Here is a 13,054-nt window from a genome sequence, read left to right as displayed (position 1 = left end):
TCATTTTTAAAGATAAAATAGTCGATAAGTTAGTGGATTGATACAACGTAAATATAGATCAACTTTACTTTTTTGACGTAAATATGGATTTTTAGCAAAATCTGGGAACCAGATCTTTTTTTGCTGCCAGATCTGATCTAGGAGTTGACGCTTTAGTTGTTTATCTTTTAATTTAACGACTTTGCGTAATAAAACATTTCCTAATAAGTTTCGCACAAACCGATACTCTAATTCAAGATAATAGGTCTCAAAGAGCCCTTTAGTTTGATAAAAATCGATGATATCTTGATAGATCCATAATATCTCAGCGATCCGTGTCGTCTCACTATATGAGATCGAAGTTTGGCGTTGCACATAATAAACTTCACACTCACGATCAACGGCAACCTCTGTGATATCCGTTAAATAAGTCACTAATTTAAAGAAAAAGTCTTGATCTTCATAGAGTTTTCCCTTGGGAAATTTAACTTTTGTGTCTAACAGCCACGTCCGTAAATATAACTTATTCCAAGCGACCACACGTCCACGGATCATATAATCTTTGAGTGAAACATATTTAGGTGCTTGATCTTTTATTTTTTTATCCGGATATTCCCAATAAAAATCACACTCAACGATCTTCTTGTTGCCTTCGTTTGTCAAGGCATACATATTTGTCAAAGCATTAGGTGCAAGATGATCATCCGAATCTAAAAACATGACATATTGTCCAGTTGCATATTGCATCCCAAAATTACGCGCATCTGATAATCCACCATTTGGCTTGGTATAACTTTTGATGAGCAACGGGTATTGGTCAGCATAACTTTCACAAAGCTCAGCCGAACTATCAGTACTCCCGTCATTTACTAAAATGACTTCAAAATCAGTGAAAGTTTGCTTGACTAAACTTGAGATACATTTTGGTAGATAAGCTTCAACATTATAGACTGGAACGATCACACTGATCTTTGTCATTTACTTTTCCCCCCATAACTTCTTGCTCCGGCGTTCAAGCGCCCACCAAACACGCCACAAAAAATTGATCCGCATCCCCCATTTTTTACCAAAACGTCGATTGATCTGACGCATTTTTTCGATATGCCGTAAATTGGTCGGTGTTTGCCATAACGCACTGTAGTGATGGATGCTGAGCGTCTCGGGACTGAGTTTTATCTGTCCCGTTAAAAAATCCATTGGTGCAAAGTAATTTGTCGGGTAGATCGTCACATCGCCCAATTTTTGTAGTTTATCTTGGCGTTTAAAGCCGAACTTTTCCAACAATTGCGTTGTATAAACTGGGATCGCGACCGTATTTAACGATCCATCGGCTTGGATAAATTTCAAGTCATTATACATATCGCGTAACTGCTTTAACAGTGGGTGATTTTTTTTAGCTCCAAACCCTAAGCCTGGCGCAACTTCAGCTCCACTTTCATTTTCTTCGATCGCAAAAAAAGCATCATTTTCTAAAATATGATCTAACGTTTGAAGTAATTCAACATCAGTATCCAAATAGATCCCACCATAGCGGTAAACAACATCAAAGCCTAAATAATCAGAGACAAAACTCCACTTACCAGCTTTTGCAGCTTGCGCAGTATAGGCTACTTGCTCAACATCGTAATTTTCTTCATTCCACTCAATGATCTCATAATCGGGACAAATTTTTTTCCAGCCTTCAATATACTGACGATACTGCTTAGGCATTTCATTTTGACCAAACCAACAATAATGGATTATCTTAGGGATCATTTTGTCACCTCATATTCTAATTTTGTCACAGCTGCTTGCAAATAAGCCCCCAAACGCATCTTATGAGCTACTTTAGCTACATTTTGACACATTTGGTGATACATCTCTGGTGTCAATTCATTTAATATTTCATCTAATTGCGCTAAGTTCTCGACGGTTAGTCCCACTTGGTTTTTCACGATAAAGTCAGCCAAGGCCGCTTCTTTCCAGATGATGACTGGAAGACCCGAGCTCAAATACAGTGAAGTCTTATGAGGGTCATTATATTTTAGGTAATTTCCAAAACTACCATCACAGCGTTCGATACTTGTGCCGTCCCAAACCAAACCAAAATTTTGCGTTAATTTTGCTGGCAATTCATCTGGCGGGAACGAACCATAGTAGGTGAGATTTTTAGGATAAGTGGTGGCTTTATTAGGACCATACAAGGCTAACGGGCTACTTAGCTCCAACTTTTGTAAAAAATCGGCTTTTTGTAGATTACCCGCATAACAAATGCTTTTCTCATAAGGACGGTCAGTCGCTAATTTAACTGGATTAGCATAATCAAAGATCTCTAATACAGTCATTGGCTTAATGACCCCATTTTCTTTGAGCCAAGCTTTCATTTTCTCATTATGTACGATCAAACCATCACTTTGATTTAAAAATGCGATCTCTTTTTTGCGATACGCCACATCACCAGCATAAGCGCGTAAAGATTCGATATCATGGATCAAATACAATAGCTTGGCTTGCGTAAAGCGACGCACATTTTTCACGATCACCTGATCAGTACGTTGATCAAAAGACGGATATTGAAAAACCACTGTCTGTGCTTCTAACTTTTTGATCTGCCGCGGAATATCCCAAAAACTCTGCTTATAACTCATAAGCTTAGCTTTTCTAGCCCCAGAAAAATAAAAATTCAGTTTTTTAAAACCCGCAGTGGCTAAAAAATCCTCAGCATCAACTTTAGCTTTTGGACCAGCTTCATTTTGACCCTTATCATACATCGAGATTACATATTTTTCCATTGACCGGTTTTCCTTTCTATGGATTGGGTTCGTAGAAATGACCCATGATATGAACATTTTCTGCAATACTTACAAAAGCATGCGGATCAGACTCTGTCATTGCTTGACGTAATTCTGGTTGTTCATAGCGCGAGATCACCGTAAACAAGATCGTCTTATTATCATGTTTATATGCCCCTTCAGCGCCATGAACGATCGTGATCCCACGTTGCATGTGATTTTGAATACAATCGATCACACTCTTTGGTTTATTGGTTACGATCATTACTTGCATTTTTTGTTGGCGCGTATAGACCATATCCATGACCCGTGCATTGACAAGGATCCCTAATGCAGAATAAAAAGCATACGGCCAGCCATAGACTGCCCCCGCAGCTAAAACGATAAAAGCGTTGAAAATAATGTTGATCGTTCCGACACTTTTACCCGTGTGTTTTCTGATCGTCAAACCTAAAATATCCAAGCCACCAGTGGAGATCCCATTTTTCAAAGCCAAGCCAGTTCCAAAACCGTTGATCGCAGCACCAAAAAGGGCACAAATTATCGGGTCGTGTGTCAGCGTTATCGGTTGAAGTGACTTGATCATAAGTGATGAGCAAAAGACCGCTAAAACCGTGAAAAATGTAAAGCGACGCCCGATCTGAAACCATGCCAAGATAAAAAGTGGCACGTTTAAGATAAAGATCAGTAACGCGGTTGAAAGATGCACTGGCAAGTTGGCTGTTAAAGTGGCGAGCAGCTGAGCTAGCCCCGTGATCCCGGAAGAGTAAATATGCCCTGGCTCCCAAAAAAAGTTCATCGCGATCGAAACTAAAACACCGTAAATAAATGCTGTCGAAGCCTTAGCGATATAAACATGGCGTTTCCAAATCTTTTGTAGTTCATCCATTGTAATTAAATCCTTTCAAGCACAAAAGTTATCTCAGCTATACAAGAAACAGATCCGCATTTTTCTTTAAAAATTTTAAATAACTTTACCTTGAAATAATACACCGCTGTTTTTGCTTGTAAACTATTCTCTAAATAATGATACCGCACTTTGGCTCCAGAACAAACCACTTTATGTAAAAAATAGCCTGCCTAAGTAAATACTTAAACAAGCTATCAAATAATAAATTAAGCCTTATCTTCTGGAATTTCAGTCGTTAGATAAAGTTCATCTAATTGTTTATCTGCCACTGGACTTGGAGCATGGGTCAACGGTTCAGAAGCCTTGGAATTCTTAGGAAAGGCGATCACTTCACGAATGTTATCTTTACCAGCTAATAACATTGCAAAACGATCTAATCCAAGTGCTAAGCCACCGTGTGGAGGAAAACCAAAGTCTAAAGCATCCATGAACCAACCAAATTGTTCTTTAGCACTTTCTTTTGTAAAGCCTAAAGCCTTAAACATTGCCTCTTGCACACTACGTTGGTGGATACGGATCGAACCACCACCTAATTCATAACCATTCAACACGATATCGTAGCTTTGTGCGTGACATTTATGTGGATCAGTAGCTAATAGCTCAAGATCTTCTTCATTTGGCATCGTGAATGGATGGTGTGCAGCAATATAACGTTCGAATTCTTCACTGTATTCAAATAATGGCCAATCAACGACCCAAACAAAGGCAAATTGTGACTTGTCGATCATGTCTAACTCTTTAGCAATAGCTACTCGAAGATAACCAAGTGCATCAGCTACAACTTTTGGCTTATCAGCCACAAATAAGAGCATGTCACCTGCTTTAGCCCCACTAGCTGCTAAGATCTTATCCTCGCGTTCTTTAAAGAACTTAGCGATCGGACCAGTTAGACCTTCATCTGTAACTTTGAGCCAAGCTAACCCCTTAGCCCCAAAGCGCTTGATATACTCTTGTTTTTCATCGATGTGCTTACGTGAATACTTATCGGCCCCACCAGGAACTGTGATCGCTTTAACTTGCCCACCATTTTCTAATGTGCTATCAAAGACTTTGAAACCAGCTCCTGCAACCGCATCAGCCATGTTTGTCAATTCCATCCCAAAACGCATGTCTGGCTTATCAGAACCAAAGCGATCCATTGCTTCATTCCATGTGATCCGCTTGATCGGCGTTTCTAATTCTACACCTAAAGCATCTTTCATTACAGCTTTTAATAAGCCTTCTGTCATCGTTTGGATCTCTTCAGCCGTCATAAATGACATTTCCATATCGATCTGGGTAAATTCTGGTTGCCGATCCCCCCGCAGATCTTCATCACGGAAGCAACGTGCGATCTGATAGTAACGATCTACACCAGCGCCCATCAATAATTGCTTGAATAATTGTGGTGATTGGGGCAAAGCATAGAAATGACCTGGATAAACGCGCGATGGGACCAAATAATCACGTGCCCCTTCTGGCGTTGAGCGTGTCAAATATGGTGTTTCGATATCTAAGAAATTATTTTCATCTAAGTAGCGGTGAACTGCTTGCGTGATCCGATTTCTGATCTTCAAAGCCTTTAACATTTCTGGACGGCGAAGATCTAAATAACGGTATTGTAAACGTAGATCATCTGAAGCATTGATATCGTCAGAAATATCAAATGGTGTTGTCTTAGCTTCGTTTAAAACAGTGATCTTAGAAACTTCAACTTCGATCTGACCAGTCTTCATATTAGGATTAGCGTTAGCACGTTTAACGACTTTTCCTTCAACTTCGATCACATATTCACTCCGAATATTTTCAGCGATCTCAAGTGCTTTGGCTCCGAACTCTTGACTAAAGACAAGTTGGACGATCCCCTCACGATCCCGAAGATCAACGAAGATCAAGTTACCAAGATCACGGCGCTTTTGGACCCAACCCTTTAAAACTACTTCTTGTCCTAAATATTTTTCATCAACTAAACCTGCATAAGTTGTACGTTCCATGTCTATCCTTCTTTCTTAAGCTAGTAGGCCAGCAAAGTTAGCGTAGATGTCTGCTAACGAAACGCTGATCTCTTCGCCAGTTTCCATATTCTTTAAGTTAGCTTGTTGTTTTGTTAATTCAGTTTCCCCTAAAGTCAAAGTATATTTTGCATTCAAACGACTAGCTGTTTTAAATTGTCCCTTAGGTTTACGCTCAAGGTAATCGCGATCAGCACTAAAGCCCTGGTGCCGTAAACTTTGGACCAATTTTAATGTTTCAGCGTTGACACTTTGACCGATCCCAACAACATAAACATCAAGGGGATCTTCAAGTTGTAAGCCATTTTCAGTTGCATCTAAAACTAATAACAAGCGTTCGACCCCTAGGCCAAAACCGATCCCTGGTGTTTCAGGACCACCAAGTTGTTCAACTAAGCCATTATAACGCCCTCCAGCACACACAGTCGTCCACTTACCACCAAAGGCACTCGAATCGCTCATGATCTCAAAGATCGTATGGTTGTAGTAATCTAAACCACGCACCATATTAGGATCGACTTCATATTTGATCCCTAGATCATCTAAGAGTTTCTTTAACGTCTCAAAATGTTTTGTTGCCGCAGGTGTTAAGTAATCCAAGATCGATGGGGCATCAGCTACGATCGCTTGGTCTTTTATATCTTTACTATCCAAGACCCGCAACGGATTTTTGTGTAGTCGTTCTTTGGAATCATCTGAAAGCTGATCGGCAAATGGTTCTAAATAGTCGATCAAAGCTTGGCGGTAAGCCTGACGTGATTCATTGTCGCCTAAAGTATTCAAAGCTAACTTCAAGCTATCTAACCCAAAACTTTCCAAAAGATCGATAGCCATTGCGATCACTTCAACATCTAAAGCCGGACTGTCAACGCCAAATGCTTCGACCCCGATCTGATGAAATTCGCGTAAGCGTCCAGATTGTGGACGTTCGTAACGAAACATCGGTCCCATATAATAAGTTTTGACGGGTTTTTGTAACTCAGGACCGTATAATTTATTTTCAACAAAGCTACGTACCACCCCAGCAGTTCCTTCTGGACGCAAAGTGATATGCCGTTCACCCTTGTCATAAAAATCATACATTTCTTTGGTTACAATGTCGGATGTTTCTCCCGAAGTACGGGAAAAAACTTCGAAGCTTTCAAAGATCGGAGTCCGCATTTCATGGTAACGATATTTTTTAAATAATTCACGAGCTTTAGCTTCAACATATTGCCATTTTGCTGATTCAGCTGGCAAAATATCGGCTGTGCCCTTCGGACGTTGATATTTCATGGATTTCCTCCTAAAAATGTTCCGGTAATAAAAAAGGCCCTTGTTGAACCAAATTCAACAAGGGCGCAAACAGCACGGTACCACCTTAATTTATTACTTTAGGATAACGCACCTATCGCGGCATACTCTCATATGCACCTCAAGAGTCGTCTTTCACTTAAGCCTGAGCGACGGATTTCCAGCAACCTCCGCTCTCTGGACGCCAAACTTAAATTACTCATCTCTTTAAACCGGTCTGATATTATACTATTCAGCATAATATCAACTGGCTTCAAAGTCAAGCCTATTTTAGCTTTTATTAGCTACTGCGACCCCTAGCAAGAAAAATACCAAAAGAAGCCACCAAAATTTTAGTAATAAACCTAAGAAGGCTAATACGATCACACCTAAAAATACAAAGGCAAAGAGTGCTATACATCCCTTAAAAACACCATCAGTGACTTTAAAGAGCAACCATAGCACAAGTAATAATACGAGAAACTTTAGCATTAATTCAAACTATCCAAAAATTCTAAAGCCTTAGCATAATTTGGTTCATCTGATTGTTCTGCCAATAATTCTTGATAAAGAACTGTACCTTTAGTATCAACGATCCAAATGCTACGTGCATCGATCCCCTTTTCTTCAACATATAATCCCATAGCTTTACCAAATTCAGCCGTGGCATCCGATAAAAGTTCAAGTTTAGCAACACCTTCAGCAGCACACCAATTCTTTTGTTGCTCTAATGTATTGGTCGAGATCGTATAAAAATTAATATTATTATATTTATCTACTTCTTGATTGAAGCGTTTTGTCGAGAGACTGCAAACGCGGGTATCGATATCAGGCACGACACTGATCAAACTTACCTTAGTAAAAAGTTGTGTCCCAGTTTTAACGGTATCAGCTGCATCTTTTACAGTAAACGCTGGCAATTTTTCACCGACTTTTACGGGAGTTCCATTCGTTTTTGTTGCAACACCGTGAAAAAGAATTTCCATTTTAAAATCCCTCCAACATTTAAATTACTTTTATTTAATCACACTGGCGCTAGAAAGCAAATTTTTTGCTTTGACCTAAATCACAATAATTACATCTAATTTTATTACAGTTTCTATACAAAAAGACCATCTGATAATCATCAGATGGTCTTCATATCTTCCTCTGTAAAGGAAAATAGCTTCTAACCCTTGCTATAATCAGGTATTTTTAAGGAGAGTACAGGATTTGAACCTGCGCGCCGGTATTAGCCGGTTCGCCGGATTTCGAGTCCGGTGCATTACCACTCTGCCAACTCTCCATAACAAAGAGTATTATAGCAACTTCATTTTTAAATTGCAACAATATTTAAAAAAATATATACTTAAAATTCTCTAATTTCACCAAATATATTTAGTTCCCACTAGCTTTCTTTAGTGTGGCTAAATACGCTTTAGTCCTCAGTACCAGCTAGCGTACCTCTTGAAAGTGCAAACAAAAAAGCATCATTACTGATGCTTGAAAATTATCATCTTAACCTACTGCTTGTAATGTTGCCTGTAAATATTGCCCGATATAACCATCATTATTGAAGTTTTCTTCAAGTTCATCCAACGAGACCAGCTCACTTTTAGTGAAATCATCTGGCAACTGTTCCAACAAATTTTTATGTACATGCTCGATATGGTGGCGCGTGATCTTGATAAATTCTGAATAAAATAAAAGATTGACCTTATAATCAGGCTTTGATAGCCCTGTATTGGGAAAATGATACGTTACATTAAAACGCGTAAATTTCCCCTCATGAAATCTCACTTCGGGCCGTTCGACACGATCCTTGATATCGATCTTAGCTTTCACACACGGTAAAGTTGGTTGCTTTAACGTAAAATATTGTGGATACCTGATATGAACTAAATAAATATCTTTTCGCTGTTAATCTACATAAAAAACGTTATTCAACGTCAACTCATATAGTTTCAACTCTATTTCCTCCCATTTTTCAATGTGCTAATTATCTTAATATGGATCACCAAATTATGCAAATCAAAAAATAGTATTGTTAAGCCTTACATCCCTAACAATACCATCTTGTCTGCTATTTGATTATTTCATGGATCAACGGAACAGCATTAGTCTTTTCGCCGATCTCGATATTATATAAGATCAACTTTTCAACTTGCTCAATGTCTTTTTGATCACTATAGACCGTTACTAGCTCCTCATCTTTTTCAACTCGCTCACCGACTTTTTTGTGTAAGCGTAAACCGACTGCATAATTGATCGTATCTTCTTTACTTTGACGACCACCGCCAAGTAGCATACTTGCTACACCCAATTCATCAGCTGTCATTTTAGAAATATAGCCTGCCTTAGGTGCCTTGATCGAGATCTGATATTTTGCCTGAGGCATCAAACTATGATCATCGATGATATTGCGATCACCTCCCTGTGCTTCGATCATAGCGCCAAATTTTTCAAGGGCCTTACCATTTACCAAAACTTCGATCAACATTTCACGGGCTTGCTCTAGCGTTTCGGCTTTTCCAGCTAAAACTACCATCTGACTTCCTAATGTCAAAACAAGATCAGTGATGTCTTTAGGCCCATTCCCCTTTAAGATCTCGATCGACTCTTCGATCTCAAGGGTATTTCCGATCGTATTGCCCAATGGTTGATTCATATCAGAAATAACCGCCATACAGCGCATCCCGACGTTTTTACCGATCTCGACCATCGCTTTAGCTTTCTCTTGTGTCTTCATAAATGCACCTGAGCCAGTCTTAACATCTAAGACCAGCGCATCAGTACCAGAAGCGATCTTCTTACTCATAATAGAACCTGCGATCAACGGGATCGAGTCGACTGTTGCAGTAACATCACGTAAAGCATATAATTTCTTATCTGCGGGTGCGATATTACCAGTGGCACTGATGATAGCCAAGTTGATATCTTTGACTTGCTGGATAAACTCAGCCTCACTTAGTTCGACCTTAAACCCTGGTATCGCTTCCAATTTATCCAACGTTCCTCCAGTATGTCCCAACCCCCGACCTGAGATCATTGGGATCAGAATATCTAACGCAGCGATCATCGGAGCTAAGGGAATACTAGTCTTATCCCCCACACCACCAGTTGAGTGTTTATCGACCTTGATCCCTAGAATCAGTGACAAGTCAACTTCATCACCTGAATGGAGCATCTCTAAAGCAAAGGTCGCTTGCTCCTTAGCCGTCATCCCATTGAAATAGGTCGCCATCAAAAAAGCACTAGCTTGATAATCTGGGATCTCGCCTTTAGTATAACCCTCAATAAAAGTGTGTAGCTCTTCTTTTGTCAATTCTGCTCCATTGCGTTTGCGTTCGATAATATCTACCATTCGCATTGTGGCTCCCACCTTTCTACACTTTAACTTGTGAAACTGCAGCTTCAAGCGCAACTTTTACCATGTCATTAAATGATCTTTCACGCTCAGATGCTGGAGTTGATTCGCCACTTATAATGTGGTTACTGATCGTCAAAACAGCTAAAGCCTTTACATTATACTTAGCTGCGATCAGATATAGGCCTGCCGCTTCCATCTCAGCCCCTAACACATTGTATTGGATCAATTTTTTTCGATCGATCTCTTCATTATAAAAACGATCCTCTGAGATGATATTGCCAACTTTAACTGCGATCCGCTCTTTTTTAGCCGCAGTATACGCATGATCAAGCAAACTAAAATCAGCTGTGGGCGCATAATAAAGACCACTACCAAAAGTATTTTGAATGATGGCCGAATCAGTTGTTGCCGATTGCGCTAAAACAACATCTCTAACTTTTATTTCCGGCGCCATTCCGCCACATGTACCGACACGGATCAAGATCTCACACCCGTAATAATTGATCAGCTCTTCTGCATATATCAAAGTTGATGGGATCCCCATCCCTGTGCCTTGGACCGAGATCTTTATCCCCTTATAAGTTCCTGTATAACCCAATGCATTGCGAACTGTATTGTAACAGCGTGGATCGTCTAAAAACGTTTCCGCAATATGTTTGGCCCGTAAAGGATCACCTGGTAATAAAACGATCTTAGCAATATCACCTTTCTTGGCTTCAATATGTTCACTCATCTTGATCCCTCCGTAGATCGGTTAAAAAACTCTTACCGTCCGTTTTATTTGGTAACTCAAAATTATCTAGGATCGTTGCTCCCAGATCAGCATAAGTCTCACGGATCCCTAACGAACTACCCTTAGAAAAACTTGGTGAATAAGCTAATAAAGGCACATATTCACGCGTATGGTCAGTCCCTTTAAATCCAGGATCGTTACCGTGATCAGCTGTGATCAGCAATAGATCGTTAACTTGTAAATTCTGCAGTAATTCACCCAAACGTTCATCAAATGCTGCCAAAGCTTTACCGTATCCTTCAAGATCACGGCGATGACCATACATTGCATCAAAATCGACCAAGTTCGTAAAACACAGGCCGGTAAAATCTGTTTGGGCAACTTCGACCGTCTTAGTCATCCCGTCATCATTACTTTCAGTATGGATCCTTGTAGCGATCCCCTTACCTGAAAAAATATCGTTCGTTTTTCCAACTCCGATGACTTCAAAGCCAGCTTGACCTAACATATCTAGGACCGTATCTTTTGGAGGGACTAAAGTAAAATCATGCCGGTCAGACGTTCGTTTAAATTCACTTTTATCTTTACCAACATATGGACGCGCAATAATACGCCCGATGTGATATTCATCGATCGTTATTTCTCTAACATATTTACAGATCCGATACAACTCATCGAGCGAAATGATCGCTGTATTAGCCGCGATCTGCAAGACTGAATCTCCTGAGGTATACACGATCAAAGCCCCAGTTTCTAACTGCTCTTCACCGTATTTAGCGATCACTTCGGTCCCAGAGATCGGACGATTGACGATCACTTTACGGCCACTAAATTCTTCGATCGCCTTGATCAATGGTTCTGGGAATCCATTAGGGAAAAAGCCCAGCGGTTCAGTGACTGGCAAGCCCATCATTTCCCAGTGACCATCCATACTATCTTTTCCAGCCGAGATCTCTTGCATCTTGCCATAGTAAGCTAGTGGGGCTTCAACTGGTAAAACGCCTGTTAATGGCGAATCAGCCCGAATATTGCCCAAACCTAGAGCCGTTAAGTTAGGTAATTTTAACTCACTATTCCAATAAGAAGTGATGTGGCCTAGAGTATCAGAGCCTTCATCATCAAATTTAGCCGCATCTTTAGCAGCTCCGATCCCTACCGAGTCGAGCACTAATGTAAATACACGTTTAAATCGCATTCTATTCACATCCTAACTATTAACGATCTTGATCCCTGCACTCGCACCTAAACGTGAAGCTCCTGCCTCGATCAAGGCTAGCGCGTCTTCTTTGGAATGGATCCCACCAGAAGCTTTAACACCGATATCTGGTCCGACAGTCTTTCGCATCAATTCAATGTCAGCTACGGTCGCGCCACCAGTCGAAAAACCAGTGGATGTTTTAACGTAATCAGCCCCAGCTTCTTTTGACAATTCACAAGCCTTGATCTTTTCTTCATCGGTCAATAAGCAAGCTTCAATGATAACTTTGACCAATTTACTTTCTGCATGACATACATCAACTACCGCCTTGATATCTGCTTTGACCACGTCGTAATGTTTGGCCTTTAATTCGCCGATATTTATCACCATATCAAGTTCATCTGCTCCATCAGCGATCGCTTCTTTAGCTTCACTGACTTTGATACTGGTCTTATTAGCGCCTAAAGGAAAGCCGATCACCGTACAGACTTTGACATCACTATCAGCTAAACCTTGAGCCACTTTTTTGACCCAATATGGATTGATACAGACTGATGCAAAGCCATATTCTAATGCCTCAGAAATTATCTTTTCTACTTGTTCTTCAGTTGCATTTGGTGCCAAGATCGTGTGATCGATATATTTTACTAGATCCATAACTACTTCCTCCAAAAATATAAATTTTATATTATGAATACGCTTACAATATAACATTTAGACGATCAACTTGTACAACAAATAGCTTGAATTTTAGGAAAAATTACTGAATATTTTATTTCGCTAATATTGGTCAATAAATCTTTCTGATTTTACTACTATCCTTTTTGTAGTGATCAAGTGTCTATACGCTT

The 13,054-nt window shown here is 39.9% G+C and carries 13 protein-coding genes and 1 tRNA gene; all 14 read right to left on the bottom strand.

Annotated elements, in window-relative coordinates:
• Window positions 1–6 precede the first annotated feature (6 nt).
• The 14 genes from CPS94_RS03050 to deoC all read right to left on the bottom strand — a co-directional run bounded on the left by CPS94_RS03050 (window position 7) and on the right by deoC (window position 12,860).
• A complete protein-coding gene (locus CPS94_RS03050) occupies window positions 7–957 on the bottom strand; it encodes a glycosyltransferase family 2 protein (protein ID WP_004047942.1) in 951 nt (316 codons plus the stop codon).
• Complete coding sequence (locus CPS94_RS03045; protein WP_112195171.1) at window positions 958–1,734, bottom strand: glycosyltransferase family 32 protein; 777 nt, start codon at window positions 1,732–1,734, stop codon at window positions 958–960.
• Entirely contained in the window at window positions 1,731–2,750 is a 1,020-nt protein-coding gene (locus tag CPS94_RS03040) for a sugar transferase (RefSeq protein ID WP_112195173.1), read from the bottom strand. Before CPS94_RS03040 ends, CPS94_RS03045 begins: the two co-directional genes overlap by 4 nt.
• A 16-nt stretch (window positions 2,751–2,766) precedes the next feature.
• Window positions 2,767–3,639, bottom strand: a complete 873-nt coding sequence (locus tag CPS94_RS03035; protein WP_004047945.1) for a YitT family protein — start codon at window positions 3,637–3,639, stop codon at window positions 2,767–2,769.
• A 227-nt stretch (window positions 3,640–3,866) separates the two neighbouring features.
• A complete protein-coding gene (gene aspS, locus CPS94_RS03030; protein WP_076149881.1) occupies window positions 3,867–5,633 on the bottom strand; it encodes an aspartate--tRNA ligase in 1,767 nt (588 codons plus the stop codon).
• A gap of 15 nt (window positions 5,634–5,648) precedes the next feature.
• Entirely contained in the window at window positions 5,649–6,926 is a 1,278-nt protein-coding gene (gene hisS / locus CPS94_RS03025) for a histidine--tRNA ligase (protein ID WP_112195175.1), read from the bottom strand.
• A 288-nt stretch (window positions 6,927–7,214) separates the two neighbouring features.
• Window positions 7,215–7,415, bottom strand: a complete 201-nt coding sequence (locus CPS94_RS03020) for a hypothetical protein (protein WP_112195177.1) — start codon at window positions 7,413–7,415, stop codon at window positions 7,215–7,217.
• Window positions 7,415–7,909 carry a thiol peroxidase gene (gene tpx / locus CPS94_RS03015; RefSeq protein ID WP_112195179.1) on the bottom strand — a complete coding sequence of 165 codons (495 nt, stop codon included), beginning with the start codon at window positions 7,907–7,909 and terminating at the stop codon, window positions 7,415–7,417. The genes CPS94_RS03020 and tpx overlap by 1 nt, the downstream gene beginning before the upstream one ends.
• 211 nt (window positions 7,910–8,120) lie before the next feature.
• Window positions 8,121–8,208, bottom strand: a tRNA-Ser gene (locus CPS94_RS03010).
• Between the two features lie 212 nt (window positions 8,209–8,420).
• Complete coding sequence (locus tag CPS94_RS03005; RefSeq protein WP_112195183.1) at window positions 8,421–8,747, bottom strand: hypothetical protein; 327 nt, start codon at window positions 8,745–8,747, stop codon at window positions 8,421–8,423.
• A gap of 238 nt (window positions 8,748–8,985) precedes the next feature.
• Window positions 8,986–10,272, bottom strand: coding sequence for a pyrimidine-nucleoside phosphorylase (locus tag CPS94_RS03000; protein WP_112195185.1), 1,287 nt, complete (start codon window positions 10,270–10,272; stop codon window positions 8,986–8,988).
• 16 nt (window positions 10,273–10,288) lie between these two features.
• Window positions 10,289–11,005, bottom strand: a complete 717-nt coding sequence (gene deoD / locus CPS94_RS02995) for a purine-nucleoside phosphorylase (RefSeq protein WP_112195187.1) — start codon at window positions 11,003–11,005, stop codon at window positions 10,289–10,291.
• Window positions 10,998–12,200 (bottom strand): phosphopentomutase, encoded by a 1,203-nt coding sequence (locus CPS94_RS02990; RefSeq protein WP_112195189.1) that lies wholly within the window; start codon window positions 12,198–12,200, stop codon window positions 10,998–11,000. Before CPS94_RS02990 ends, deoD begins: the two co-directional genes overlap by 8 nt.
• 12 nt (window positions 12,201–12,212) lie before the next feature.
• Entirely contained in the window at window positions 12,213–12,860 is a 648-nt protein-coding gene (deoC, locus tag CPS94_RS02985; RefSeq protein WP_112195191.1) for a deoxyribose-phosphate aldolase, read from the bottom strand.
• Window positions 12,861–13,054: the final 194 nt, after the last annotated feature.

The sequence above is a fragment of the Ligilactobacillus murinus genome, from assembly GCF_003288115.1.
Lineage (GTDB): Bacteria > Bacillota > Bacilli > Lactobacillales > Lactobacillaceae > Ligilactobacillus > Ligilactobacillus murinus.
The sequence above is the reverse complement of the archived record's forward strand: the minus strand, read 5'-3'. Positions and strand labels throughout refer to the sequence as shown.